The sequence below is a fragment of the Pseudomonas sp. YA1 genome, from assembly GCF_058680555.1.
The window spans coordinates 151461-177403 of record NZ_JBZWBG010000001.1 but is presented as its reverse complement, the minus strand read 5'-3'; the positions used below and the strand labels follow the sequence as shown (position 1 = coordinate 177403).

Annotated in this window: 30 protein-coding genes; 22 read left to right on the top strand and 8 right to left on the bottom strand. The window is 66.4% G+C overall.

Annotated elements, in window-relative coordinates; genetic code table 11:
• The first annotated feature begins 1 nt into the window (after window position 1).
• The 4 genes from AC4OR5_RS00825 (at window position 2) to AC4OR5_RS00810 (ending at window position 4842) form a co-directional block, all read left to right on the top strand.
• Window positions 2-718, top strand: coding sequence for a hypothetical protein (locus AC4OR5_RS00825; protein WP_033984525.1), 717 nt, complete (start codon window positions 2-4; stop codon window positions 716-718).
• Window positions 718-1956 carry a TIGR02270 family protein gene (locus AC4OR5_RS00820; RefSeq protein WP_058159894.1) on the top strand — a complete coding sequence of 413 codons (1239 nt, stop codon included), beginning with the start codon at window positions 718-720 and terminating at the stop codon, window positions 1954-1956. Before AC4OR5_RS00825 ends, AC4OR5_RS00820 begins: the two co-directional genes overlap by 1 nt.
• Before the next feature lie 375 nt (window positions 1957-2331).
• Window positions 2332-3060: a carbonic anhydrase gene (locus AC4OR5_RS00815; RefSeq protein ID WP_003083701.1), complete on the top strand. Its 729-nt coding sequence runs from the start codon at window positions 2332-2334 to the stop codon at window positions 3058-3060.
• A gap of 210 nt (window positions 3061-3270) precedes the next feature.
• Window positions 3271-4842, top strand: coding sequence for a SulP family inorganic anion transporter (locus AC4OR5_RS00810; RefSeq protein WP_116271272.1), 1572 nt, complete (start codon window positions 3271-3273; stop codon window positions 4840-4842).
• Here the strand turns inward: AC4OR5_RS00810 and AC4OR5_RS00805 are convergent.
• Window positions 4829-5467 carry a hypothetical protein gene (locus AC4OR5_RS00805; RefSeq protein WP_003083705.1) on the bottom strand — a complete coding sequence of 213 codons (639 nt, stop codon included), beginning with the start codon at window positions 5465-5467 and terminating at the stop codon, window positions 4829-4831. The genes AC4OR5_RS00810 and AC4OR5_RS00805 overlap by 14 nt on opposite strands.
• A gap of 371 nt (window positions 5468-5838) precedes the next feature.
• Here AC4OR5_RS00805 and coxB point away from each other — a divergent pair, with 371 nt between their 5' ends.
• From coxB to AC4OR5_RS00785, 4 genes are read left to right on the top strand one after another with little or no spacing between them, the layout of a single operon-like run.
• A complete protein-coding gene (gene coxB, locus AC4OR5_RS00800) occupies window positions 5839-6963 on the top strand; it encodes a cytochrome c oxidase subunit II (RefSeq protein WP_003101203.1) in 1125 nt (374 codons plus the stop codon).
• A gap of 9 nt (window positions 6964-6972) precedes the next feature.
• Window positions 6973-8565 carry a cytochrome c oxidase subunit I gene (gene ctaD, locus AC4OR5_RS00795; RefSeq protein ID WP_003083723.1) on the top strand — a complete coding sequence of 531 codons (1593 nt, stop codon included), beginning with the start codon at window positions 6973-6975 and terminating at the stop codon, window positions 8563-8565.
• 10 nt (window positions 8566-8575) lie between these two features.
• On the top strand, window positions 8576-9130 hold the full coding sequence (locus AC4OR5_RS00790) for a cytochrome c oxidase assembly protein (RefSeq protein ID WP_003083725.1): 555 nt from the start codon (window positions 8576-8578) through the stop codon (window positions 9128-9130).
• A 10-nt stretch (window positions 9131-9140) separates the two neighbouring features.
• A complete protein-coding gene (locus AC4OR5_RS00785; protein WP_003083728.1) occupies window positions 9141-10028 on the top strand; it encodes a cytochrome c oxidase subunit 3 in 888 nt (295 codons plus the stop codon).
• Between the two features lie 15 nt (window positions 10029-10043).
• Here AC4OR5_RS00785 and AC4OR5_RS00780 read toward each other — a convergent pair whose 3' ends face one another.
• Window positions 10044-10253 carry a twin transmembrane helix small protein gene (locus tag AC4OR5_RS00780; protein WP_003110653.1) on the bottom strand — a complete coding sequence of 70 codons (210 nt, stop codon included), beginning with the start codon at window positions 10251-10253 and terminating at the stop codon, window positions 10044-10046.
• A gap of 15 nt (window positions 10254-10268) precedes the next feature.
• On the opposite strand from AC4OR5_RS00780, the gene AC4OR5_RS00775 reads away from it, so the two are divergent.
• From AC4OR5_RS00775 to senC, 5 genes are all read left to right on the top strand, one after another.
• Window positions 10269-11063, top strand: a complete 795-nt coding sequence (locus tag AC4OR5_RS00775; protein ID WP_003128316.1) for an SURF1 family protein — start codon at window positions 10269-10271, stop codon at window positions 11061-11063.
• Window positions 11038-11616 (top strand): PA_0111/PP_0108 family redox-active disulfide protein, encoded by a 579-nt coding sequence (locus AC4OR5_RS00770; protein ID WP_003110655.1) that lies wholly within the window; start codon window positions 11038-11040, stop codon window positions 11614-11616. Before AC4OR5_RS00775 ends, AC4OR5_RS00770 begins: the two co-directional genes overlap by 26 nt.
• Window positions 11617-11680: 64 nt before the next feature.
• Window positions 11681-12754: a COX15/CtaA family protein gene (locus AC4OR5_RS00765; RefSeq protein WP_003115033.1), complete on the top strand. Its 1074-nt coding sequence runs from the start codon at window positions 11681-11683 to the stop codon at window positions 12752-12754.
• 25 nt (window positions 12755-12779) lie between these two features.
• Complete coding sequence (gene cyoE / locus AC4OR5_RS00760; protein WP_003083746.1) at window positions 12780-13694, top strand: heme o synthase; 915 nt, start codon at window positions 12780-12782, stop codon at window positions 13692-13694.
• 25 nt (window positions 13695-13719) lie between these two features.
• On the top strand, window positions 13720-14355 hold the full coding sequence (senC, locus tag AC4OR5_RS00755) for a cytochrome c oxidase copper chaperone SenC (protein ID WP_003083748.1): 636 nt from the start codon (window positions 13720-13722) through the stop codon (window positions 14353-14355).
• Window positions 14356-14394: 39 nt separating this feature from the next.
• Here senC and AC4OR5_RS00750 read toward each other — a convergent pair whose 3' ends face one another.
• Entirely contained in the window at window positions 14395-14847 is a 453-nt protein-coding gene (locus tag AC4OR5_RS00750; RefSeq protein WP_009314933.1) for a GNAT family N-acetyltransferase, read from the bottom strand.
• 131 nt (window positions 14848-14978) lie between these two features.
• On the opposite strand from AC4OR5_RS00750, the gene AC4OR5_RS00745 reads away from it, so the two are divergent.
• The 7 genes from AC4OR5_RS00745 to AC4OR5_RS00715 all read left to right on the top strand — a co-directional run bounded on the left by AC4OR5_RS00745 (window position 14979) and on the right by AC4OR5_RS00715 (window position 20787).
• Window positions 14979-15452, top strand: coding sequence for a winged helix-turn-helix transcriptional regulator (locus tag AC4OR5_RS00745; protein ID WP_058159895.1), 474 nt, complete (start codon window positions 14979-14981; stop codon window positions 15450-15452).
• A 255-nt stretch (window positions 15453-15707) separates the two neighbouring features.
• The gene (locus AC4OR5_RS00740; RefSeq protein ID WP_003083755.1) at window positions 15708-16436 is read left to right on the top strand and encodes an SDR family oxidoreductase; all 729 of its coding nucleotides are present in this window, start codon (window positions 15708-15710) and stop codon (window positions 16434-16436) included.
• Window positions 16437-16460: 24 nt separating this feature from the next.
• Window positions 16461-17048, top strand: coding sequence for a 2-hydroxychromene-2-carboxylate isomerase (locus AC4OR5_RS00735; RefSeq protein ID WP_003083757.1), 588 nt, complete (start codon window positions 16461-16463; stop codon window positions 17046-17048).
• A 229-nt stretch (window positions 17049-17277) separates the two neighbouring features.
• Window positions 17278-18627 (top strand): C4-dicarboxylate transporter DctA, encoded by a 1350-nt coding sequence (locus AC4OR5_RS00730; protein ID WP_003137006.1) that lies wholly within the window; start codon window positions 17278-17280, stop codon window positions 18625-18627.
• Between the two features lie 48 nt (window positions 18628-18675).
• On the top strand, window positions 18676-19362 hold the full coding sequence (locus tag AC4OR5_RS00725; protein WP_003083762.1) for a FadR/GntR family transcriptional regulator: 687 nt from the start codon (window positions 18676-18678) through the stop codon (window positions 19360-19362).
• Window positions 19363-19462: 100 nt separating this feature from the next.
• Window positions 19463-20197 (top strand): GntR family transcriptional regulator, encoded by a 735-nt coding sequence (locus AC4OR5_RS00720; RefSeq protein WP_003128333.1) that lies wholly within the window; start codon window positions 19463-19465, stop codon window positions 20195-20197.
• 179 nt (window positions 20198-20376) lie between these two features.
• Window positions 20377-20787, top strand: a complete 411-nt coding sequence (locus tag AC4OR5_RS00715) for an aegerolysin family protein (RefSeq protein WP_003110659.1) — start codon at window positions 20377-20379, stop codon at window positions 20785-20787.
• Between the two features lie 31 nt (window positions 20788-20818).
• Here AC4OR5_RS00715 and AC4OR5_RS00710 read toward each other — a convergent pair whose 3' ends face one another.
• From AC4OR5_RS00710 to AC4OR5_RS00695, 4 genes are all read right to left on the bottom strand, one after another.
• Entirely contained in the window at window positions 20819-21727 is a 909-nt protein-coding gene (locus AC4OR5_RS00710) for a LysR family transcriptional regulator (RefSeq protein ID WP_003083769.1), read from the bottom strand.
• A gap of 296 nt (window positions 21728-22023) precedes the next feature.
• On the bottom strand, window positions 22024-22305 hold the full coding sequence (parE, locus tag AC4OR5_RS00705; protein ID WP_003083773.1) for a type II toxin-antitoxin system toxin ParE: 282 nt from the start codon (window positions 22303-22305) through the stop codon (window positions 22024-22026).
• On the bottom strand, window positions 22302-22529 hold the full coding sequence (locus AC4OR5_RS00700; RefSeq protein WP_003083775.1) for a CopG family ribbon-helix-helix protein: 228 nt from the start codon (window positions 22527-22529) through the stop codon (window positions 22302-22304). Before AC4OR5_RS00700 ends, parE begins: the two co-directional genes overlap by 4 nt.
• A 175-nt stretch (window positions 22530-22704) precedes the next feature.
• The gene (locus tag AC4OR5_RS00695) at window positions 22705-23325 is read right to left on the bottom strand and encodes a hypothetical protein (RefSeq protein ID WP_003101226.1); all 621 of its coding nucleotides are present in this window, start codon (window positions 23323-23325) and stop codon (window positions 22705-22707) included.
• Between the two features lie 100 nt (window positions 23326-23425).
• Between AC4OR5_RS00695 and AC4OR5_RS00690 the strand changes: the two genes are divergently transcribed.
• Complete coding sequence (locus tag AC4OR5_RS00690) at window positions 23426-23926, top strand: LEA/WHy family protein (RefSeq protein ID WP_003083778.1); 501 nt, start codon at window positions 23426-23428, stop codon at window positions 23924-23926.
• 72 nt (window positions 23927-23998) lie between these two features.
• A complete protein-coding gene (locus AC4OR5_RS00685; protein ID WP_014603467.1) occupies window positions 23999-24340 on the top strand; it encodes a zinc ribbon domain-containing protein YjdM in 342 nt (113 codons plus the stop codon).
• Window positions 24341-24421: 81 nt separating this feature from the next.
• On the opposite strand, the gene gabP is transcribed toward AC4OR5_RS00685, so the two are convergent.
• Window positions 24422-25849: a GABA permease gene (gabP, locus tag AC4OR5_RS00680; protein WP_003083784.1), complete on the bottom strand. Its 1428-nt coding sequence runs from the start codon at window positions 25847-25849 to the stop codon at window positions 24422-24424.
• Window positions 25850-25943 lie beyond the last annotated feature (94 nt).

Here is a 25943-nt window from a genome sequence, read left to right as displayed (position 1 = left end):
CATGGCGTTTTCGTATCCGATCGCGATCCACTTTCCATCGCTCCCCAGGGCGGCCCTGGAGGAGAAGGCGTTGGCCGTCGTCGCGGCCTTGAGACGCCGCCATGCGGTGGTCGCCCAGGTGCGCGAAAGCGTGTCGGAGCTGGTGGTCGACCCGGCCACCGGGGAGTGGCTCGACACCCGCAGCGTCGCCACCGATTGCGCGTCGTTGGAACAATGCCTGCAGCGCTATGACTGGTTGCGGCTGGAAGTGGAGCTTCGGCTCGGGCAGGGGCGCTATTTCGCCGCCCTGTGCAGCTTTCCGGTCGATGCGCAGGCGGAGCGCGGCGGCCTTCAGTTCAACTTCAGCGACCGCGCCTATCCCGCGATCCATGAATTCGAGGATGGCAGCGGCGGCCAGTTCGATGGCCAGGTCAAGCGCGACTTCCTGGCCGTCTGCATGACTGTGGTACGTCATGTCGACGCCGATGCGTTCATCCTGCTTCAGGACGAGGGCCGGTTTCGCTGTATCGAGCTGGACGAGGTGCTGCAGCGCCTGGTCGAACCCGAGATGAGCTTGCACGGTCGGCGGCCCGGCTCGATCACCGGGGTACGTTCGGCCTGGTTGAGCGCGCAGCGCATGCGTGAGCTGTGGGCGCTGCCGTATGACGATCCGCGCTGTTTCGAGGCGGGAGGATACAGCGTGCTGGATATGATCCAGCGGTTCGCCTGGAAAGGCTGATGGAAAGCGTCGTGAGCGACATGGTCGCCCTGCACGCCGAAGAAGCCGCCTTCCTCGCCCTGCTCCGCGACTATGCCGTGCGCGCGCCGCACTACGACCTGGAGGAGCTGGCCGAACTCGATCAGCGCATCGAGGCGCACCTAGACGGCTTGGCAATCGCCGGCCAGGCCGGCCATGACGCCCTGCTCGAGCAACTCGACGCGCACGCCCAGGGCGAGGCGTTCGCCCTCGCGGTGCTGGCCATGCAGGCAGGAGACGATGCGTTGATCGGACGGATGCGCGCCTGTCTTGCGGCGTCTCCGGAAGCCCGGCGCGGTTTCGCCGCAGCCCTCGGCTGGCTCGACTGGGACCAGGCGCGGCCCTGGGTGGAGCGCCTGCTGGCCTCGCCCGAGCCGCTGTTCCGCACCATTGGCCTGGCCGCCTGCGGCATGCACCGGCATGACCCGGGGCCGGCGCTGCTGTCCGCCCTTGGCCACGCCGACCCGGCGGTGCTGGCGCGCGCCGCGCGCACCGCCGGCGAGCTGCGTCGGCGCGACCTGATGGCGAATATCCGCGCCTACCGCGCCCACGACGACCCGAGCCTGCGCTTCTGGGCCAACTGGGCCACCGCGCAGATGGGCGACGAGGAGGCGTTAGGGCCATTGCGTGCGTTCGCCGGGCAGCCCGGCCCGTTCCAGCTGCCGGCGACCAGGGTGCTGCTCGCCTGGCAGCCGCGCGACACCAGCATGGCCTGGATTCGCCAACTGATGCAGGCGGCGGACACGCGGCGGATCGGCATCCAGGCCACCGGCCTGTTCGGCGATCCGGTGGCGGTGCCCTGGCTGAGCCAGCAGATGCGCGACGAGAGTCTGGCGCGGGTCGCCGGCGAGGCCTTCAGCCTGATCACCGGCGCCGACCTGGCGCTGCTCGACCTGGAGCTGGAGGCCTTGCCCGACTACGACCCTGGCCCCAACGACGATCCCGACGACGAAGACGTCGCCCTCGACGACGATGAGAACCTCACCTGGCCGGACGCGGCGCGGGTTACCGCCTGGTGGCGGGACCACGGCGCACGCTTCGTCGCCGGGCGCGCCTACCTGCTCGGCGAACCTCTGGGCGAGGCGCGCTGCCGCCAGGTCCTGCGTGACGGCCAGCAACGCCAGCGAATGGCTGCGGCGTGCCTGCTGGCGCGCTTCGTGCCGAACCTGCCGCTGTTCCCCACCGGTGCGCCGGTGCGCCGCCAACTGGACCTGTTCTGATAGCTGGCTGGCGCCGGGCGGCCAGGTCATGGCCGCTGGCGCGGTGCGCCGGATTTTCCCATTCGACGAATTTCCCTGCACGTAGCCAACCGGTTGACTGAAACCTTTCACTACTTATGCGGGACGAATGGAAATGCCACTCGTTTGCCATGATAGCCTGTCGACATCCTCTGGAAATATCGTGAAAAAAGCTGACAACGTGCGAGATAGAGGGATTTTTTAATTTATGGTTAAGCTTCGGGCATTAGCGTTGAGCACCAGAAGTGACCGGTCGGTCACGTAGGTCGCTCTGCGTTTGTTGTGCCTTTTTCCTATGGGGAAAGCGTCGGCAGACGTGGGAAAATTCAATCGATCCATTCATCGAGGTTCCGAACCATGCCAGACCGTATGCGGGGCGTTAAGTCCGATTCTCCAGAGCAGGAAAGCGCTGACGACGCATTGAAAAGGATTGTCGATGGATTCCAGCATTTCCGCCGGGAGGTCTTTCCCGAGCAGCAGGCGCTGTTCAAGAAGCTCGCCAACAGCCAACGGCCGCGGGCGATGTTCATCACCTGCGCGGATTCGCGCATCGTTCCCGAGCTGATCACCCAGAGTTCCCCCGGCGACCTGTTCGTCACCCGCAATGTCGGCAACGTGGTGCCGCCCTACGGGCAGATGAACGGCGGCGTCTCCACCGCCATCGAATACGCCGTGCTGGCGCTGGGCGTGCACCACATCATCGTCTGCGGCCACTCCGACTGCGGGGCGATGCGCGCCGTGCTCGACCCGCAGACCCTGGAACGCATGCCGACGGTCAAGGCCTGGCTGCGGCACGCCGAGGTGGCGCGCACGGTGGTGGCGGACAACTGCGACTGCGGCGCCAGCCACGACACCCTCGGGGTGCTTACCGAAGAGAACGTGGTGGCCCAGCTCGATCACCTGCGCACCCACCCCTCGGTGGCCTCGCGCCTGGCCAGTGGGCAACTGTTCATCCACGGCTGGGTGTACGACATCGAGAGTGCGCAGATCCGCGCCTACGACGCCAAACAGGGTCGCTTCCTGCCCCTCGACGGCGAGCATCCGGTGCCGATGGCCACGCCCGCGCCGCGCTACCTGAACTCGTGATAGCGGCGGCCGTGCGGGCCGCCGGATAACAACAGCGTTTTCGCGTCACCTTTCGCCGTTCCTGCCATGGACGACCTCTGGGAAGCCCCGTTCCGGGGCTGAACGGGTCGCTATTACAAGAAAAAACACACTGCGCACACACAACCGGCGCCGGGCCTGGTCCTGGCGTCGCTCCCTCGTCGTGGAAAAAATTCGCAGGAGAACTGTGCCATGCATGTTTCAAAGGTGTTTCCGTCCCTCCGGGACACGTTGCCGCGGGACCTGATGGCCTCCGTGGTGGTGTTCCTCGTCGCCCTGCCGCTGTGCATGGGCATCGCCATCGCCTCCGGGATGCCGCCGGCCAAGGGCCTGCTCACCGGCATCGTCGGTGGCCTGGTGGTCGGCTTCCTGGCCGGCTCGCCGCTACAGGTCAGCGGCCCGGCGGCCGGCCTCGCGGTGCTGGTCTTCGAACTGGTGCGTACCTACGGGGTGGCCATGCTCGGGCCGATCCTGCTGCTCGCCGGCGCCATCCAGCTGCTCGCCGGGCGGCTGCGCCTGGGCTGCTGGTTCCGGGTCACCTCGCCGGCGGTGGTATACGGGATGCTCGCCGGCATCGGCATCCTCATCGTCCTTTCGCAATTGCACGTGATGCTCGACCTGGCGCCCAAGGCGTCCGGCCTCGACAACCTGCTGGCATTCCCCCAGGCGGCGTTCGCCGCGCTCGGTTCGCTGGGCATGGACAGCGGCCTCGACGCGGCGCTGCTCGGGCTGGGCACCATCGCGGTGATGTGGGGCTGGGACAAGCTGCGTCCGCAACGCCTGCGCTTCCTACCCGGCGCGCTGCTCGGCGTGAGCCTGGCGACCCTGGCCAGCCTCTGGCTGGCGCTGGACGTGCGGCGGGTCGAGGTACCGGCCAACCTCGGCGAGGCCATCGACTGGCTACGCCCGGCCGACCTGCTGGCCCTGGCCGATCCCTCCCTGCTGCTGGCGGCGGTGGTGGTGGCCTTCATCGCCAGTGCGGAGACCCTGCTCTCGGCGGCGGCGGTGGATCGCCTGCACGACGGCCCGCGCTCGGACATGGATCGCGAGCTGTCCGCCCAGGGGGTCGGCAACATGCTTTGCGGCCTGCTCGGCGCGCTGCCGATGACCGGGGTGATCGTGCGCAGCTCGGCCAACGTCAACGCCGGTGCGCGAACCCGCGCCTCGGCGATCTTCCACGGCCTCTGGTTGCTCGCCTTCGTCCTCCTGCTCGGCAGCCTGCTGCGGCAGATTCCGGTGGCGAGCCTGGCCGGGGTGCTGGTCTATACCGGGGTCAAGCTGGTCGATTTCAAGGCCCTCGGCAACCTCTCTCGCTACGGCCGGATGCCGATGCTGGTGCACGCGGCCACCGCCCTGGCCATCGTCTTCACCGACCTGCTGACCGGCGTGCTGGTGGGCTTCGCCCTGACCCTGCTGAAGCTGGTGCTGAAGGCGGCGCGGCTGAAGATCGCCCTGCGCTACACCGGCGACCACGAAGCCGAGCTGCGCCTGAGCGGCGCCGCGACTTTCCTCAAGGTGCCGGCGCTGTCGCGGGTGCTCGACGAGGTCAAGCCGGGCACCACCCTGCACGTACCGATGGATAACCTCAGCTATGTCGACCATGCCTGCATGGAGCTGCTCGAGGACTGGGGGCGGATGGCACCGGTGCAGGGCTCGCGCCTGGTGATCGAACCGCGCGCCTTGAAGCGTCGCCTGGAAGGGCGCCTGCGCGGCAACGTCGGGTTGGGCGGCGCGCGCAATGGCGGGGCGGTCAGCCCAGGCTGAGTTCCACCCCGAGCTGCTTCGACAGGCACGGCCACTGCTGCCAGGCGGCGACCACCCGCGGGTTCTTCAGGTTCTCGCGGTAGGCGCGGGCCGAGTCGGCGTCGAAGGTGGTGGCGTCGAGCATGTTCTCCACTGCATGGTGGACGGCTTCGTCCAGCCGGTTGGCGAAGGGCTCGCCGATCAACTGGTGGGCCACCAGGTTGGCTACGGTGGTGTCCAGTGGGATCAGTGCCTGGCCGAAGTGGGCGATGTAGCGGTCGTTCACTTCTTCCACCAGGCGGTGCGCCAGGTAGGCTTCGTCGAGCAGGGCGTCGAGGCCGTCGTGGCCGGCGAGCAACGCCGGCGGGGTGAGGAAGAACTGCTCGGCGACCTTCAGCACCGGCTTGATCCGTTCCTCGATGCCGGCTTCGCGGGCCACGCTGTTGGCGGCGTCGAGCAGGTCCGGTACCTGTTCGACGTAGGCGTGGACGAAGCGGGTGAGTATGTCTTCCGTGTTCTCGCCTTGCGGCTGGATGGTGCGATGCAGGCGGGGCAGGCGGCTGGCTATCAGATCAGCCAGGTGACCGTGGCGGGCTTCGCTGAGGTGCGCCTGCTGGATGAGTTCACGGAGGGCGGCGGTGTTCATGGGTTCTCCCATACAACGGGGATGGTGAAGAAGAGGAGAAACATAGCCGGCGGCGCGCGCCGGCTAAGACGCGATTGTCATAATCGCTTCGTGGTTATGCGAGGATGATATATCAGGCGGCCACCATTCGCCTGCAAAGCCACGCCGCTCGCGGCTTTTAGAGAAGAATCGGCACTTTCCAGCGACGTTTTTACGCTGCGTTGTTATGTCGCAGCCGCTGTCTATACTCCCACTCGAATGCTGAACCTGATGAACCCGGCCTGCCTTGCTGTGTGCCGAGGTGCGACGGTCAAAGTTCGTTGTCTTGGCGGTCCACCCCTTGGCCGTTGGCGTCTGCCGGCGGGATAAAAACAACGATAAGGGGAACCCGAATGCTGCGACATCCACGAGTCTGGATGGGCTTCCTTTTGCTCTCGGCGATCAGCCAGGCGAATGCCGCCTGGACGGTCAACATGGCCCCGGGCGCTACCGAGGTGAGCCGGTCCGTCTTCGACCTGCACATGACCATCTTCTGGATCTGCGTGGTGATCGGCGTGCTGGTCTTCGGCGCGATGTTCTGGTCGATGATCGTCCACCGCCGCTCCACCGGCCAGCAGCCGGCGCACTTCCACGAGAGCACCACGGTGGAAATCCTCTGGACGGTGGTGCCGTTCGTGATCCTGGTGGTGATGGCGGTGCCCGCCACCCGCACCCTGATCCACATCTACGACACTTCCGAGCCGGAGCTGGACGTGCAGGTCACCGGCTACCAGTGGAAGTGGCAGTACAAGTACCTGGGCCAGGACGTCGAGTACTTCAGCAACCTGGCCACCCCGCAGGACCAGATCCACAACCGGCAGGCGAAGGACGAGCATTACCTGCTGGAGGTGGACGAGCCGCTGGTGCTGCCGGTGGGCACCAAGGTGCGCTTCCTGATCACCTCCAGCGACGTGATCCATTCCTGGTGGGTGCCGGCCTTCGCGGTCAAGCGCGACGCCATCCCCGGCTTCGTCAACGAGGCCTGGACCAAGGTCGACGAGCCCGGCATCTACCGCGGCCAGTGCGCCGAGCTGTGCGGCAAGGACCACGGCTTCATGCCGATCGTGGTCGACGTCAAGCCCAAGGCCGAGTTCGACCAGTGGCTGGCCAAGCGCAAGGAAGAGGCGGCGAAGGTCAAGGAACTGACCAGCAAGGAGTGGACCAAGGAAGAGTTGGTCGCGCGCGGCGACAAGGTCTACCACACCATCTGCGCCGCCTGCCACCAGGCCGAAGGCCAGGGCATGCCGCCGATGTTCCCGGCGCTGAAGGGTTCGAAGATCGTCACCGGGCCCAAGGAGCACCACCTGGAAGTGGTCTTCAACGGCGTGCCCGGCACCGCCATGGCGGCCTTCGGCAAGCAGCTCAACGAGGTCGACCTGGCCGCGGTGATCACCTACGAGCGCAACGCCTGGGGCAACGACGATGGCGACATGGTCACCCCGAAAGACGTCGTCGCCTACAAGCAGAAACAACAATAGGAGACCGCCATGAGTGCTGTGATCGATACGCCCGACCACCATGCCGGCGACCACCACCACGGACCGGCCAAGGGCCTGATGCGCTGGGTGCTGACGACCAACCACAAGGATATCGGCACCCTCTACCTGTGGTTCAGCTTCATGATGTTCCTGCTCGGCGGCTCGATGGCCATGGTGATCCGCGCCGAGCTGTTCCAGCCCGGCCTGCAGATCGTCGAGCCGGCGTTCTTCAACCAGATGACCACCATGCACGGCCTGATCATGGTCTTCGGCGCGGTGATGCCGGCCTTCGTCGGCCTGGCCAACTGGATGATCCCGCTGATGATCGGCGCGCCGGACATGGCCCTGCCGCGGATGAACAACTTCAGCTTCTGGCTGCTGCCGGCGGCCTTCGGCCTGCTGGTCAGCACCCTGTTCATGCCCGGCGGCGGTCCCAACTTCGGCTGGACCTTCTACGCGCCGCTGTCGACCACCTTCGCCCCGCACAGCGTGACCTTCTTCATCTTCGCCATCCACCTGGCCGGGATCAGCTCGATCATGGGCGCGATCAACGTGATCGCCACCATCCTCAACCTGCGCGCCCCGGGCATGACCCTGATGAAGATGCCGCTGTTCGTCTGGACCTGGCTGATCACCGCGTTCCTGTTGATCGCGGTGATGCCGGTGCTGGCCGGCGTGGTGACCATGATGCTGATGGACATCCACTTCGGCACCAGCTTCTTCAGCGCCGCCGGCGGCGGCGACCCGGTGCTGTTCCAGCACGTGTTCTGGTTCTTCGGCCACCCCGAGGTGTACATCATGATCCTGCCTGCCTTCGGTGCGGTCAGTGCGATCATCCCGACCTTCGCGCGCAAGCCGCTGTTCGGCTACACCTCGATGGTCTACGCCACCGCCAGCATCGCCTTCCTCTCCTTCGTGGTCTGGGCGCACCACATGTTCGTGGTCGGCATCCCGGTCACCGGCGAGCTGTTCTTCATGTACGCCACCATGCTGATCGCGGTGCCCACCGGGGTGAAGGTGTTCAACTGGGTGACCACCATGTGGGAGGGTTCGCTGACCTTCGAGACGCCGATGCTGTTCGCCGTGGCCTTCGTCATCCTGTTCACCATCGGCGGCTTCTCCGGACTGATGCTGGCGATCGCCCCGGCGGATTTCCAGTACCACGACACCTACTTCGTGGTCGCCCACTTCCACTACGTGCTGGTGCCCGGCGCGATCTTCGGCATCTTCGCCTCGGCCTACTACTGGCTGCCGAAGTGGACCGGCCACATGTACGACGAGACCCTCGGCAAGCTGCACTTCTGGATGAGCTTCATCGGCATGAACCTGGCGTTCTTCCCGATGCACTTCGTCGGCCTCGCCGGCATGCCGCGACGGATCCCCGACTACAACCTGCAGTTCGCCGACTTCAACATGGTCTCGTCGATCGGCGCCTTCATGTTCGGCACCACCCAGTTGCTGTTCCTGTTCATCGTCATCAAGTGCATCCGCGGCGGCAAGCCGGCCCCTGCCAAGCCCTGGGACGGCGCCGAGGGCCTGGAGTGGAGCATCCCCTCGCCGGCGCCCTACCACACCTTCAGCACCCCGCCCGAGGTCAAGTGAGGAGCGCGCCATGAGCGATGCCAAGGTCGATACCCGCCGCCTGGTCGGCCGCCTGCTGCTGGTGACCGTGCTGATGTTCGCCTTCGGCTTCGCCCTGGTGCCGCTCTACGACGTGATGTGCCGCGCCCTGGGGATCAACGGCAAGACCGCCGGCAGCGCCTACAGCGGCGAGCAGCAGGTGGATGTCGGGCGCGAGGTGAAGGTGCAGTTCATGACCTCGAACAATATCGACATGGTCTGGGAGTTCCGCTCCGCCGGCGACCAGTTGGTGGTGCATCCCGGCGCGGTGAACCAGATGGTGTTCTACGCGCGCAACCCGAGCGACAAGCCGATGACCGCGCAGGCCATCCCGAGCATCGCCCCGGCCGAGGCCGCCGCCTACTTCCACAAGACCGAATGCTTCTGTTTCACCCAGCAGGTGCTGCAACCCGGCGAGAGCATCGAGATGCCGGTGCGCTTCATCGTCGACCGCGATCTGCCCAAGGATGTGCGGCACGTGACGCTGGCCTACACCCTCTTCGATATCACTGCGCGGAAGCCGCCCGTACCGGTTGCGGGACGATAAGGAGAACAACATGGCAAGCCACGAACACTATTACGTCCCCGCCCAGAGCAAGTGGCCGATCATCGCCAGCATCGGCCTGCTGGTGACGGTGTTCGGCCTGGGTACCTGGTTCAACGATCTCACCGCCGGCCACAAGGAGTCCCATGGCCCGTGGATCTTCTTCGTCGGCGGGCTGATCATCGCCTACATGCTGTTCGGCTGGTTCGGCAACGTCATCCGCGAGAGCCGCGCCGGACTCTACAGCGCGCAGATGGACCGCTCGTTCCGCTGGGGCATGAGCTGGTTCATCTTCTCCGAGGTGATGTTCTTCGCCGCCTTCTTCGGCGCGCTGTTCTACGTCCGCCACTTCGCCGGTCCCTGGCTCGGCGGCGAGGGTGCCAAGGGCGTGGCGCACATGCTCTGGCCGAACTTCCAGTACAGCTGGCCGCTGCTGCAGACCCCGGACCCGAAGCTGTTCCCGCCGCCGAGCGCGGTGATCGAGCCGTGGAAGCTGCCGCTGATCAACACCATCCTGCTGGTCACCTCCAGCTTCACCGTGACCTTCGCCCACCACGCCCTGAAGAAGAACAAGCGCGGCCCGCTCAAGGCCTGGCTGGCGTTGACCGTGCTGCTGGGGATCGCCTTCCTGATTCTGCAGGCCGAGGAGTACGTGCACGCCTACAACGAGCTGGGCCTGACCCTCGGCGCCGGTATCTACGGCTCGACCTTCTTCATGCTCACCGGCTTCCACGGCGCCCACGTGACCCTCGGCGCGCTGATCCTCAGCATCATGCTGATCCGCATCCTGCGCGGTCACTTCGATGCCGAGCACCACTTCGGCTTCGAGGCCGCCAGTTGGTACTGGCACTTCGTCGACGTGGTCTGGATCGGCCTGTTCATCTTCGTCTACGTGATCTGACCGCCACCGGGGGAATCAGAAATGCCAGGGCGCGTGGCTGTTCAGCTCGCCGCTGTAGAAGCCCCAGGCGACCAGCGCCAGGGTCGCCGCGGCGAGCACCACGCGGACGGTCAGCGAATTGACCACGCGGGAACCATGGCCCTGGTCCTTGACCAGGAAGAACAGGCCGCTGAACAGGCTCACCAGGGTAGCCAGCAGTAGCAGGACGATCGCCACTTTCAACATGGTGGGACTCCGGCGATGGGGGGATTCATGCAGTATAGCCAGCGCCTCGGGGAGGCCGGACGCAATGACAGACGCAGCATGCGTGGCGCGTTCCGCCCCGGCCTGCTGCCGACCCTGGTGGTCCTCGGCCTGCTGCCGGTGCTGCTCTGGCTGGGCACCTGGCAGTTGCAGCGGGCCGACGAGAAGCGCGCCCTGCTGGCCAGCTACGAGGCCCGGCGCGGCGCCGAGCCGGTGTCGCCCGGGCAGCTAGAGGGGCTGCGCGACCCGGCGTACGTCCGCGTGCGCCTGCACGGCCGCTTCGACGAGCGGCATACGCTGCTGCTGGATAACCGGCTGCGCAACGGGCAGGCCGGGGTCGAGGTGCTGCAACCCTTCTACGACCAGGCCAGCGGCCTCTGGCTGCTGGTCAACCGCGGCTGGGTCGCCTGGAGCGACCGACGCTCGCCGCCGGCGCTGGAAACCCCCGACCGCGTCCTCCTGCTCGATGCCTGGACCTACCTGCCGCCACCCGGCGGCCTGCACCTGGCCGACGCGCCGGCCGGCGGCTGGCCGCGCCTGGTGACCCAGCTCGACATCCCGGCGCTGTGGCAGGCCTTCGGTCGCGCCGGGCTGCCCTGGGAAATCCGCCTGGAACCGGGCGACGCCAGCTTCGACACCGACTGGCCCCTGGTCTCGATGCCGCCGGAGCGGCACACCGGCTACGCCGTGCAGTGGTTCGCCCTGGCGACGGCCCTGCTCGCCCTCTACCTCTACCTCGGTGTGCGCCGCGCACGGGAGAAAAACCATGAGTCTCGCGATTCCGATGCCTGAACGTCCGCGCCGCGCCCGTGGCCGCCTGCAACTGCTGGCGATCATCGGCCTGGTGGTGGGGCCGATGCTGCTCGCCAGCGCCATGTACAAATGGAATTTCTGGGTACCGCAGGGGCGCAGCTACAGCGGCGCGCTGATCGGCAACGGCCAGACCCCCGCCGACCTCGGCGTGCAGGGACGCAGCCAGGGCGAGCAGTGGCAACTGCTGGTGACCGCGCCGGGCACTTGCGGCGAGGACTGCCAGCAACTGGTCTACCTGGCCCGCCAGGTCAACATCGCCCTCGGCCGCGAAGCCTCGCGCGCCGGCCACGCCCTGGCCGCCAGCGGCGAGCTGCCGGCGGCCTTCGCCAACCTGGTGAGGCAGGACTACCCGCGCCTGCAGCGCTACGGCCTGGACCCGGCCCTGTACGACAAGGCCGGCGGTGGCGAGCGGCCGCTGCTGTGGGTGGTCGACCCGCACGGCAACCTGGTGCTGCGCTACGACGCCAAGGCCAACGGCAAGAAGTTGCTGAAGGACGTGCAACTGCTGCTCAAGCTCTCGCATATCGGTTGATCGGCGTGGCCGGCGCGGTTCCCGGCCCGATGAGGACAGAACGACAAGAAAAAGGGGCCCGCGAATGTCAGGCGCAACCCGCAAACCCGGTTTCACCGTCGCCGTGCTGGCGACCCTGCTGGCCGCCGTGGTGGTCCTGCTCGGCGCCTATACCCGGCTGACCCACGCCGGCCTCGGCTGTCCGGACTGGCCAGGCTGCTACGGCTTCGTCCACGTGCCGTTGAGCGAGGCGCAACTGGCCCACGCCGAACTGCACTTCCCCGACGCCCCGGTGGAGGCGCAGAAGGGCTGGAACGAGATGATCCACCGCTATTTCGCCGGCGCCCTCGGCCTGCTCATCCTTGGCCTGGCTTTGCATGCGCTGGTCCGCCGCGGGCGCGACGGCCAACCGCTGAAGCTGCCGCTGCTGCTGCTCGCGGTGGTGATCGCGCAGGCCGCTTTCGGCATGTGGACGGTGACCCTCAAGCTCTGGCCGCAGGTGGTCACCGCCCATCTGCTCGGCGGCTTCACCACCCTGGCGCTGCTCTTTCTCCTCGCCCTGCGCCTCTCCGGACGCTTCGCGGCGCGGCGCTACCCGGCGGCGACCCGCGGCCTGGCGGGGCTGGCCCTGCTCCTGGTGATCGGCCAGATCGCCCTCGGCGGCTGGGTCAGCAGCAACTACGCGGCGGTGGCCTGCATCGACCTGCCCACCTGCCATGGCGAGTGGTGGCCGCGGATGGACTTCGCCAACGGCTTCCACCTGACCCAGCACATCGGCCCCAACTACCTCGGCGGCCAGCTCGACAGCGACGCGCGCACGGCGATCCACATGACCCACCGGATCGGCGCGCTGTGCGTGACCCTGGTCCTCCTGCTGCTCGCCTGGCGCCTGCAGCGCAGCGGCCTGGTCTGGCCGACCGCGCTGATGCTGCTCGGCCTGTCGCTGCAGATCGGCCTGGGCATCAGCAACGTGCTGCTGCACCTGCCGCTGCCGGTGGCGGTGGCGCACAACGGCGGTGGCGCCCTGCTGCTGCTCAGCCTGGTGCTGGTCAACTATCGCCTGCGCGCGCCGGCCAGCGTCCGCGCGCCGGCACCGTCGCCGCAGCGCGTGCGCCGCACGCTGCCGCCTGCGCAAGGTTCGCGGCTGAAGGCCGCCTGACAGACAGAAGGATGGAGGTAAGGATATGGCCACCGTCATCGATCGCCACAGCCAGCCGACCTGGCGCGACTTCCTCGAACTGACCAAGCCCAAGGTCGTGGTGCTGATGCTGATCACCTCGCTGATCGGCATGCTGCTCGCCACCAAGGCGCCGCTGGATGGCTTCGTGCCCTGGCAGGTGCTGATCTTCGGCAACCTCGGCATCGGCCTTTGTGCCGGCGCGGCAGCGGCGGTCAACCATGTGGTGGACCGGCGCATCGACTCGATCATGGCGCGGACCCACAAGCGGCCGCTGGCCGAGGGCCGGGTGTCGCCGAGCATGGCGCTGGGCTTCGCGCTGCTCCTGGCGCTGGCCGGGATGGCCGTGCTGCTGGCCTTCACCAACCCGCTGACGGCCTGGCTGACCCTCGCCTCGCTGCTCGGCTATGCGGCGCTCTACACCGGCTTCCTGAAGCGCGCCACGCCGCAGAACATCGTCATCGGCGGGCTCGCCGGGGCGGCGCCGCCGCTGCTCGGCTGGGTCGCCATCACCGGCCACCTGAGCGCCGAGCCGCTGTTGCTAGTACTGATCATCTTCGCCTGGACCCCACCGCACTTCTGGGCGCTATGCATCCACCGCAAGGACGAATACGCCAAGGCCGACATCCCGATGCTGCCGGTGACCCACGGCGAGCGCTACACCAAGCTGCACATCCTGCTCTATACCCTGGTGCTGTTCGCGGTGAGCCTGATGCCGTTCGTCATCCACATGAGCGGGCTGGTCTATCTGCTCTGCGCCCTGGCCCTGGGCGCGCGCTTCCTCGACTGGGCCTGGGCGCTCTACTGTGACAGCCGGCCACATGCGGCGATAAAGACCTTCAAGTACTCTATCGTCTACCTGTTCCTGCTGTTCATGGCGCTGCTGGTGGACCACTATCTGCCGCTGAAGCTGCTTCTCTGATCCCACTCTAGAGCCTTGCCCACCCATGACTCGAGTCAACAAGACCGTCCTCGTCCTCGTCGCCCTGGTTGCCCTGGTCCTCGGCCTCACCGTGCACAAGGTGCTCACCGCCCAGCGCCAGGCCGATCCCACCGTGCTGCTCGACGCCGGCATCGTGATCCTGCCGCAGACGCGCAAGGTGCCGGCGCTGGAGTTCACCAACCAGGACGGCCAGGCGGTCAGCACCGCCAGTCTCAAGGGTCGCTGGCACCTGCTGTTCTTCGGCTACACCTTCTGCCCCGATGTCTGCCCGACCACCCTCGCCCAGCTCCGCGAATTGCAGGGCAAGCTGCCGCAGGAGGTGCGCGACGACCTGCAGGTGGTATTCGTCAGCGTCGATCCCAACCGCGACACGCCGCAGCAGATCAAGCAATACCTGGGCTACTTCAACGCCGGCTTCCAGGGGCTCACCGGTACTCCGGAGAACATCCAGAAGCTGGCCAACGCCATGAGCATCCCCTACATCCCCGCCGACACCAGCAAGCCCAACTACACCGTCGACCACAGCGGCAACCTGGTGATCATCGGCCCGGACGGCGAGCAGCACGGCTTCATCCGCGCGCCGCTGAACAACGCCAAGCTGGAAGCCCAACTGCCCGGCGTGCTCAAGCCGCAGGCCTGATTCCCTTTCCTTCCCCCACCGTCCGCGGCGTTCCGGGCCTCAGGCCCGGCGCATGCCGATGTGCGGGATGTCGTCTTCCAGGTAGACCTCGGTGACTGCGACGAAGCCATAGCGGCTGTAGTAGCCCTGCAGGTGGGCCTGGGCCGAGAGGTATACCGGGGTGTCCAGCCAGAGGCGCTCCGCCGCCTGCAGCGCGCGTTCCATCAACTGGTGACCGAGCCCCTGGCCGCGCGCGGCCGAGGAACTGACCACCCGGCCGATCACCACCTGGCCCTCGTGGCGAACCGGGTCCAGCAGGCGCAGGTAGGCGAGCAACTGGCCGTCGCGCCAGGCCATCAGGTGATGGGTATCGCCGACCAGGTCGAGGCCGTCGACTTCCTGGTAGGGGCATTTCTGTTCCACCACGAAGACCTCGGTGCGCAATTGCAGCAGCGCGTAGAGTTCCTTCAGGGTGAGGTCGGCGTGGTGCTTGCAGGTCCAGTCGAGCGACATGGTCGGGATTCCGGGGCAGGAGACAGGAACGCGGTTATGCCATGGGCGGCGGGCCGCTGGAAAGGCGTGGCCGGTCGGTTTCGTTTCAGAACCCACGCGGCTATCCTTTGCCGAACGGCTGGAGGTGTCTCATGCGTTGGGAAGAACTGAGCGAACAACCCTGTTCGCTGGCGCGGGTGATGGCGATCCTCGGCGATCGCTGGACCCTGTTGGTATTGCGCGACTGCTTTCTCGGCGTGCGCCGTTTCGACGACTTCGAGCGCAGCCTCGGCGTGACCCGCCACGTCCTCGCCGACCGCCTCAAGCGCCTTGTCGAAGCGGAGATACTGGCCAAGGTGCCCTACCAGGAACGGCCGCTGCGCGAGGAATACCGGCTTACCGAGAAAGGGATGGAACTGTACCCGGCCATCCTTTCCCTGGTGAACTGGGGCGACCGCCACCTCGCCGGCGTCGAGGGGCCGCCACTCGAGCATGTGCACAAGCATTGCGGCCAGCACATGCATGGCGTGCTGGTCTGTTCCGAATGCGGTGAGCCGCTGCACGCGCGGGACGTGACGGTACGCGAGGGGCTGTTCTGGAAGGGGCGCCTGCTGCGGCGCGGCTGAGCGTTCCAGGCCTGGCCGCCGACGCGAATCGGCGGATAACGCCGATGGCGTTACGGCAGGAAGGACGCTGTCGTACCAGGCTCCGCCGACCGGTCCCCGCTCTTCAGGGAGAGGACGTGCCGGGCAGGCCGGGACAGGCAGAGTAATTGGTGCGCGGATATCACTCGAGCCCTTGCCAGTTGACAAGTTCCTTTTAAGTACTAACTATCGTCTCTATTGGGTTCTAAAAAAGAACTAACAAGAGAGGCCTCTGCAATGACCCAGCGCAAAGCGGTTCTGGTAATGGGCGCCGGCGACGCCACCGGTGGCGCCATCGCCCGGCGGTTCGCCCGCGAGGGCTACGTGGCGTGCGTCGCCCGGCGCAACGCGGAGAAGCTGGAGCCGCTGGTGCAGGCCATCCGCGACCAAGGCGGCGAGGCCCTGGCCTGCGGCTGCGACGCACGCCAGGAGCAGCAGGTGATCGACCTCTTCGCCCGCATCGAGGGTGAGGTCGGTGCGCTGGAGGCGGTGATCTTCAACGTCGGCGCCAACGTCTGGTTCCCGATCACCGAAACCACCGAACGGGTCTATCGCAAGGTCTGGGAGATGGCCGCCTTCGGCGGCTTCCTCACCGGCCGCGAGGCGGCGCGGGTGATGCTGCCGCGGCAGCGCGGAACGATCATCTTCACTGGCGCCACCGCCTCGTTGCGCGGCCGCGCGCATTTCGCCGCGTTCTCCGGCGCCAAGTTCGCCCTGCGTGCCCTGGCCCAGAGCATGGCGCGCGAGCTGGGGCCGAAGGGCATCCACGTCGCCCACCCGATCATCGACGGCGCCATCGACACCGACTTCATCCGCGAAACCCTGCCCGAGCTGTACAAGCGCAAGGAGCAGGACGGCATCCTCGATCCCGAGCACATCGCCGAGACCTACTGGCAGATCCACTGCCAGCCGCGCGACTGCTGGGTACACGAACTGGACCTGCGCCCCTGGATGGAAACCTTCTGATCCCCGCCACGGAAAGAGCCACGCATGAGCAAGCAAATCGAGTTCTTCTTCGACTTCGGCAGTCCCACCACCTACCTCGCCTGGACCCAACTGCCGCGCATCGCCGCCGCCCATGGCGCGAGCATCGCCTGGCGGCCGATGCTGCTGGGCGGCGTGTTCAAGGCCACCGGCAACCATTCGCCGATCGAGGTGCCGGCCAAGGGGCGCTACACCCTCCACGACCTGGCGCGCTATGCGAAACGCTACGGCGTGCCGCTGGCCTTCAACCCGGCCTTCCCGATCAACACCCTGACGCTGATGCGCGGCGCCCAGGGCTATCTCGGCGGCGAAGGGTTCCATCCCTACCTGAAAGCGGTGTTCGAAGCGTTGTGGGTACGACAGCAGAACCTCGGCAAGCCCGAGGTGGTCGCCCAGGTGCTGGCGGAGGCCGGGTTCGATCCGGATGAGTTCCTCCGCCTGGTTGGCGACGAGCAGGTCAAGGAGGGGCTCAAGGCGACCACCGAAGAGGCGGTGCGGCGCGGCGTCTTCGGCGCGCCCAGCTTCTTCGTCGGCGACCAGTTGTTCTTCGGCCAGGATCGCCTCGATTTCGTCGCCGAGGCCCTTGCCGGCTGACCTCCCCTTCCCCGCGGCGAGCCGCTCTGGCCCGCCGCCTTGCGCCATCCGAGCGCCCTTCTCCCGGTTGCGGCCCGCGCGTGCCGCGGTTCCTGGCCATTCGTCGCGCCCGCCGATAGCGGCTTGTCAGGCCGACTTCTTTGCGTATAGGCTGAACTGGTCAGACCGGTAATACCACAATAAAAATGCGTTCATCGCCCGCCTCCGCGAGGCCCGATGGAAGCGCCGAATGGAGACTCCTGCGATGTTCATCAAGCGCTGTTCCCGCTCGATATTCCTGCAAGTCGTGATTGGCCTGGTGATAGGCGTCATCTGCGGGGTCGGCATTCCCGACCTGGCTGTGCAGATGAAGCCGCTGGGCGATGGCTTCATCAAGCTGATCAAGATGCTCATCGCACTGATCGTCTTCTGCGTGGTGGTCAACGGCATTTCCGGCGCCGGCGACCTGAAGAAGGTCGGCCGCATCGGCCTGAAGTCGGTGATCTACTTCGAAATCCTCACCACCATCGCCCTGGTCCTCGGCCTGGTGGTCGCCTACAGCCTGGGCCTGGGCAGCGGCGCCAACATCCATCTCAACGAACTGCCCGCCGGCGACGTCGCCCTGTATACCGGGCGCACCCAGGAGATCCACGGTCCCGTGGCATTCCTCATGGGCCTGATCCCGACCTCTGTGTTCAGCGCCTTCGCCGAGAACGACATCCTCCAGGTCCTGCTGTTCTCCGTGCTGTTCGGCAGCGCCCTGAACCTGGTCGGCGAGCAGGCCAGCGGCGTGGCCCGCCTGATCAACGAATTCAGCCACATCGTGTTCCGCATCATGGGCATGATCGTGCGCCTGGCACCGCTCGGCGTGTTCGGCGCGGTGGCCTTCACCACCGCCCGCTACGGCGTCGACTCGCTCAGCCACCTGGGCGCGCTGGTGCTGGTGTTCTATGCCACCTGCCTGGTCTTCGTCATGGCGGTGCTCGGCAGCGTCCTGCGTCTCTCCGGGGTGCGCATGCTGCCGTTCCTGCGCTACTTCCGCGAAGAGCTGATGATCGTGATGGGCACCGCCTCCTCCGACGCGGTGCTGCCGCAGGTGATGCGCAAGCTCGAGCACATGGGCATCCGCAGCTCCACGGTAGGCCTGGTGATTCCCACCGGCTACTCGTTCAACCTCGATGGATTCTCGATCTACCTGACCCTGGCGGTGGTGTTCATCGCCCACGTCACCGGCACGCCGCTGGCGATGACCGACCTGGTCACCATCCTGCTGGTTTCGCTGGTGACCTCCAAGGGCGCCCACGGCATTCCCGGCTCGGCCCTGGTGATCCTCGCCGCCACCCTCACCGCGGTGCCGGCGATCCCGGTGGCCGGCCTGGTGCTGGTGCTTTCGGTGGACTGGTTCATGGGCATCGGCCGCGCGCTGACCAACCTGATCGGCAACTGCGTGGCCACCGTGACCATCGCCCGCTGGGAAAACGACATCGATATGCCGCGCGCGCAGGCCATACTCGACGGGCGCCTGGAGGCGCCGGCCAAGGCCGACGGCGAGCCGCTCAAGCGCAGCGCGGTGGCCGGGGAAGGCAAGCTGCATGGCTGACGCGCCGAGGCGCGTTGTACGTCCGATTGGCAAGTAAAGGGAGGCGACATGTTTTCTTCGTCCAAGCTGGTCAACGCGGTTGCCCAGCGCCTGCTCGACACCATCGAGCAGGGTCGCTGGGTCGCCGGCCAGATGTTGCCCGGCCAGCGCGAGCTGGCTGAGCAGATGGAAATCAGCCGGCCGAGCCTGCGCGAGGCGATCATGGTCCTGGAGACCCTGGGCGTGGTCCGTTCGCTGCCGGGCAAGGGCGTGATGGTCCTCGAACGCAGCGAGCCGCTGCGCGAGGTCGCGGCGCCCGGCGAGGCGACCATGGAAGACGTCCTGCAACTGCGCTATGCGCTGGAGCCGTTCATCGTTGGCATCGTCGCGCAGAGCGCCGGGGCGGCGGAGATCAGCGAACTGCGGCTGTTGCTGCTGGACCTGCGCGAAGCGGTCGAGGATGGCGACCCGCAGGCTCTGGTGGAGGCCTACACGGCCTTCCACCGGCGCCTGGTGAAGCTCACCTCGAACCCGATCTTCCTCAGCGTTTCCGAACAGATCGGCAGCGCCCTGGAACGCAGCGACAACCTGGTCCGCCGCCAGCCGGAATACGCCGAGGAGATCCTCCAGGAACACGACGCCATCCTCCGCGCGATCCGCCAGCACGACAGCGAGCGGGCGAGCCAGGCGATGCGCCAGCACATCCTCAACGAAGGCGCGCGCCTGAACATCGACCTGCGCTTGCCGCAGGTCTGATCGCCCGCGCCAGGGTTCCAACCCGGGACCGTCACGGCGCCCGGACGGCTTTCGTCCGCCGCCTGCGAAGGCCCACAAGCACGACTCGACAGGTGTGAACATGGTCGGATTCGACGCACGTACCCAGCAGGGCGCCGCGCTGCGCCCCACCAGCCATTTCGTCTACGAAAGCATCTACACGGCAATCCTGGAAAAGCGCCTGGCGCCGGCCGCCAAGCTGAGCAAGGAAACCCTCGGGCAGATCTTCCGGGTCAGCAACGGCACCATCCAGCGTGCCCTCACCCGTCTCGCCGAGGACGGCGCGGTGGTGATGCCGCCGAAGGAGGTCGCCAGCGTCGCCCGCCCGGACGAGCGCCAGGCGCGGCAGGTGCTGGACGCGCGCCTGCTGGTGGAAAGCGAAGTGGTGCGGCAACTGCCCGCGGGGCTGGATCCCGCCGCCCTTGCCGAGCTACGGGCGCTGGTCGACGAGGAGCAGGCTTGCCTCGCGGCCCGCGACAGCGCCGGGCTGATCCGTCTCGCCGGGCGTTTCCACCTGCGCCTGGCCGAACTGACCGAGAATCCCTTGCTGCAGGGTTTTGTCCGTGGCCTGGTGGCACGCGCCTCGCTGGACATCGCGCTGAACAAGGGGGCGGTCTATACCGCCGAGGCCTGCGCCGCGCAGCGCGCCCTGCTCGATGCCCTGGAGGACGGCGACAGCGCGACGGCGGCTGCGCTGATGGACGCTTACCTGCGAGGCCTGTTCGCCCGCATGCGCTTCCTGCCGCCACCCACCACCGACCTGCGCGAGGCATTCGGCATGAAGGCCCCTCGCGGGGAAAAACGCCGGAGGGCCTGACCTCCCCGGCCGCCGCCTACCAGATCTGGCAGGCGGTGGTGGCTGGTGGCCAGCCTATAGTGAAGCGGGTCAGGGATGGCGCCGTGCTGGTCGAAGTAGCCAAGGGTCCGTTGTGAGCGCCCGGTCCTGTCCGTGACGTCCTACAGGAAGCTGTGAACGCATGGTTAACGGAGATCGACATGGCATACGCAGAATGGATCGCAGTGAAGGTCGTGGTATCCAAATCCATCGGCACGGTGGGCATCCGCAACGCCACCTTGCAATGGGGCAAGTTCTACCGCTACACCAACAAGGACGACGAGATTTCCACCGAGGAAGTCAGCAGCATGAACGTGCAGGCCGGCAGCCCGCAATGGATCGCCTCCTGCGGACGGGAGAACGCTTCGTCCGGCACCCAGGGCAGCTTCGACTGCTACGACGGCAACACCAAGATGGGCACCTTCAGCTGGGATGACCCGTGGAAATCCGGCGCCACCAACACCTGGGGCTTCACGCCGGCATCGGCGGACTATGCCGGCATCACCAGCGGCGGCAACGCCACGGGCACGGACATCGGCGAGGTCACCCTGACCCTCGGCCGCTTCTCCTGACGGTACCTGGAGCTGGCCGGCAGTCCGTCGGTCAGCTCCAGCGCTCATCCCCGTCCGTGGCGAACGCTCGCCGCAGCGCCTCGATGGCGACCTTCACCTTGGCCGGCTGGGCCTCGCGCCGTGGCGTCACCGCATAGATGCCGAGCCCGGGAATCCTCCACTCCGGCAATAGCTGTTGCAGGCGCCCGTCGTTCAGCGCGTCGCGTACCTCCGGCAGCGGCTGGTAGGACACGCCGAGTCCGTCGAGGGTGAACTGACGCACCGCGAGCATCCCGTTGGCGGCCACCCGTGGCTCCAGGCGCAGTTTGCAGACTTCCCCGCCCGGCCCGCTGAGCGTCAGGTGGTTGAGGTGGTTCGAAGTGTTCAGGGAAATCCAGTCGACCTCGGTCAACTGCTCCGGACGGTTGATGGGCGCCCGCTGGCGCAAATAGGCCGGCGCCGCGCAGAGCACGCTGCTCCAGTCGCCGAGGTGGCGCGCCACCAGGCTGGAGTCGGCGAGATTGCCGACGCGGATCGCCAGGTCGATGCGCTCGGCGACCAGATCGATGCGCTCGTCCTGGAAGAACAGTTGCAGGCGCAACTGGCGGTGGTTCTCCAGCAACGGTTTCAGCGCCTGGGTGATCAGCGTGCCGGAGAACCCCACCGGCGCCGCCAGGCGCAACTCGCCCACCGGCGCATCGCGCCATTCGCCAAGCCGCCGCTCGGCTTCCTCGGCGATCGCCAGCATCTGCGCGCAACTGCGATAGAACGCCTCGCCGGCCTCGGTCAGGGTCAGCCGGCGGGTGGTGCGATGCAGCAAAGTGACCTGGGCGCGGCTCTCCAGCTTGCGGATCTGCTGGCTGACTGCCGAAGGGGTCATGCCCAGGCTCTGGGCCGCGGCTGCCATCGAGCCCTTGTCCACCACAGTGGCGAAGATCGCCATGCCTTTCAGCGAATCCATGCCGGTTCCTTGCGGGAGACTGCGTCTGGGAAAAAATCACCGGAAAAAGCGCGAGAAAGCGTGCCCAGCGGGCGAGGTCGTCGGGTTTCGGAAAAATACGGATGCGTATGGGAGCGAAGCATAAGTCAGTTAAAGAACTAATCAGGTTGCAGTGGTCGCAAGTTGGTCGCTCTCATTTGTCTGGTCGAAAAATGTCCATTTCTTGTGAGTTATGGATGTTTTGTCCGAAATAAATAACTACGTACAAGTCAAGGTAAATATTCGTTTTGAAACATCTTGTAACCATGTGACCACTTTTAGGGGGTAATTTCGACCCTGTCGATGCGCAAAATCTGGATTTCCTTGCCTTTTACCCGAAAAGGGGCGCTGAACGGCCAGCGCTCCAGGGTCAGGGTGCGTACGCCTGGCACCTCGCTGGGCCGCCCTGCCCCCTGGTTGGCTACCTGCTGCAGCGGTTTCACCTGCTCGACGATGTCCTGGACGGCTTTCAGGGCTTTTTCCGGGCCGATCAGCACGACGTAATGGTCGTAGATGGCGTCCAGGTCGGCGGCCGCCTTGCGGGTCCACTTCAGGCTCATTGCAGCCCCCAGCGCTTCTCGATCTCGGTGTGTTCCAGCAGGCGACCGGCATTGGCATCGGCCAAGCCTTCATCGATGGCAGCGACCTGCCACTGCTGCCTTTCCAGGTACTGCGCGAGCGCCTGCCGCAGGTGATACGGGCGGTCGCGGTGGGTGGCGCGGGCCAGTTCGTCGAGGGCCGCGACCAGGGCGTCATCGGCGCGGAACGAGACTACGGTGCTCATTTTCTGATCAGCTTCGTTTTCGTTGTATACGGTGTTTACAGTGAAAACGAATGTATACGAAAGCCCTCGGGCGAGCAATCGCCAGGCTGTTTCGTCCGACGAAAAAACCTTTATCGATCAGTGGGTTGAATGAGGAGCCCGCCCCGAGCGGGGCGGGCGGAAGGGTAGCGCGGGATTACCAGGCCTGGTTGAAGTGGAAGCCCTGCCTGGGCGAGAAGCGGGTGTTGACGAGCTTGTAGCCTTCCTCGCCGCGTGGCTTGACCAGCGAGACCTGGCCGACCTGCGGTTGGGTGATCTGTTGCAGGGTGGTCAGGCTGGCCTGCTTGAGCACCTCGGGGTTCTTCGCCCAGTCCTTCACTTCGCGTGGCTTGACCTCGACGGTGACCAACCAGCCCTTTTCCACGGCCGGGCCGTAGTCGTCGGGCTTGGCGGGGTCCACCGAACGGACGCTGACGTCGAAGCCGCTGCTGTAGCAGAAGGCCTTCGACTCGGGCTTGTAGTCCTCGCGGCCGGCGGGCGTGAGGTCGTAGGAATCGCCGTCGCGGCGCAGCAGGCCGACGCCGACCAGCGCGTCGTAGACCGCAGCGTTGCCTTTCGCCGGGCCGGGGCCGGAGAAGCTGTCGGAGAGCGTCACCGGGAAGGTCTTGAACAGGGTGGAGCTGGCGCAGGCGGGTTTGTCGAAGCCGCGCTCGGCGAGCAGGCGGGCGATCTCCTCGCTGGACGGAGCGGAGTCCGAGCAGGCGGCGAGGAACAGTGGGAGGGCGGCGACGAGGCCGCGCAGAACGCGTGTAGGCATGGGCATGTCCTTTGTCCATTGGCGCAGCCGGATCGGCTGCGCGGCGAATTCTAGCGGCTGTGGCACCATGGGCGCACATTCGACCCAAGGAGGAGAACCCATGCGCCTGCCTGCGAACCTCGGCCGCCTGCTGCCGGCCCTGTGCCTGGGCGTCCTGTTGAGCGCCTGCAGCACCTTCGGCCAGCGCGATCCGTTGCGTATCGACCTGGTCGGCCTGGAACCCCTGCCGGGGCAAGGCATGGAGATGCGCTTCATGGTCAAGCTGCGGGTACAGAACCCCAACGACGAGCCGATCGAATACAACGGCATCGCCCTCGACCTCGACGTCAACGGCCAGCCCCTGGCCAGCGGCGTCAGCGACCAGACCGGCGAGGTGCCGCGCTTCGGCGAGCGGGTGGTGAGTGTGCCGCTGACCGTCTCCGCCTTTTCCGCCTTCCGCCAGGCCTGGGGCCTGAGCAACAACGCTCCGATCCAGGGCATGCCCTACGTGGTGAAGGGCAAGCTCGCCGGAGGCCTGTTCGGCACCGTGCGCTTCAGCGAAAAGGGCACCCTCGACTTCTCCGGGCCGGCCGTCGGCGCGCCGAAGACCAAGGGGCTCTGAGGCGGTTCGGCAGGGGAGCGAGAAACCCTATATAATCTGCGGTTTTCGTCCCCCTGCTGAAGAGAGAATGCCGTGAGCACGCTGCCGTCCTGTCCCCAATGCAACTCCGAATACACCTACGAGGATGGTGCGCTGCTGGTCTGCCCGGAGTGCGCCCATGAATGGTCGCCGAACGAGGCCGCTACGGCGTCCGATGATGGCAAGGTGATCAAGGATTCGGTGGGCAACGTTCTCCAGGACGGCGATACCATCACCGTGATCAAGGACCTGAAAGTGAAAGGCTCCTCGCTGGTGGTGAAGGTCGGCACCAAGGTGAAGAACATCCGCCTGGTGGACGGCGACCACGACATCGATTGCAAGATCGACGGCATTGGCGCGATGAAGCTGAAATCGGAATTCGTCAGGAAGGTCTGAGACGACCTTGCCTGAAGAAGCCCGGCCATTGGCCGGGCTTTTCTTTGGAGGGCTGTCTGGGTTCTTCCCCCGGTGGTGGACTCAGACCCGCGCCGTCTTCCCGGCGTAGTCCTCGCCGAGGCGCGGTTTGCGTCGCGCGTTGAGCAGCCCGAGGCAGACGGTGAAGATCGTCAGCAGAGCGGTGGCGAACACCTCGTGACGGTGCTCCGGCATGATCAGCATGATGCTCAGCGCGGCGACGATGAACAGGATCACCGCCCAGGTCAGCCAGGGATATAGCCACATGCGGAACTCGATGGGCTGGCCGCTGGCCTGCAATTGCTTGCGCATGCGCAACTGGGCCACGGCGATCACCAGGTACACCAGTAGCGCCACGGCGCCGGAGCTGGCGAGGAGGAAGGTGAAGACCTTCTCCGGCGCGAAGTAGTTGACGATGGTGGTGAGGAAGCCCACCGCGGTGCTGGCCAGCACCGCCGGGCGTGGTACGTGGGCGGTGTTGGTCAGCTTGAGCACGCTCGGGGCGTCGCCGCGCTTGGCCAGGGAGAAGACCATCCGCGACGAGGTGTAGATCGCCGAGTTCAGGCAACTGGCCACGGCGACCAGTACCACCAGGTCGACGATCAGCTTGGCGTGCGGGATGTCCAGCAGCTCCAGGGCGCGCTGGTAGGAGCCGACCTGGATCAGCAGCGGGTCGTTCCACGGCACGATGGAGATCACGATGAAGATCGACACCAGGTAGAACAGGCCGATCCGCCAGATCACCGAGTTGGTGGCGCGGGTGATCTGCTTCGCCGGGTCCTTGGACTCGGCGGCGGCGATGGTGACGATCTCGGTGCCCATGAAGCTGAACATGGTCGTCAGCAGGGCGCCGAGCACCGCGCCGTAGCCGTTCGGCACGAAGCCGCCGTGGCTCGCCATCAGGCTGGACAGGCCGCTGACCTCGCGTTCCGGCAGGCCGCCGACGATGGCCACCGCGCCGAGCACGATGAAGGCGATGATGGCGATCACCTTGAGCAGCGCGAACCAGAATTCGAACTCGCCGTAGCGGGCCACGCTGAAGAGGTTGGTGACGGTGAGCAGGAAGGTCACCGCGAGGGCGAAGATCCAGGTGTCGATGGCCGGGAACCAGGCGTTGAGGATGGCCGCGGCGGCGATCGCTTCGAGGGGGATCACCAGCACCCAGAACCACCAGTAGAGCCAGCCGATGGTGAAACCGGCCCAGCGGCCGATGGAGCGATCGGCGTAGGTGGAGAAGGAACCGGTATCGGGGGAGGCGACCGCCATTTCGCCGAGCATGCGCATGACCAGCACCACCAGGGTGCCGGCGATCAGGTAGGCGAGCAGGGCGGCCGGGCCGGCGGCGGCGATGGCATGGCCGGAGCCGACGAACAGGCCGGCGCCGATCACCCCGGCGATCGACAGCATGGTGACGTGGCGTTGTTTCAGGCCGGGCGCGAGCGAGGCGTTGCGCTTGTTCGGCAGTTGTGAAGCCAGTACGACTTTGGACATCGTTGAGACCCTTTAATTGTTCTTGGGCAAGGTCTGGGCCGCCTTGTGGGCGACGCCATGGGTGCGGCCGTGGGTGAGGTTTCACGGCGGTGGA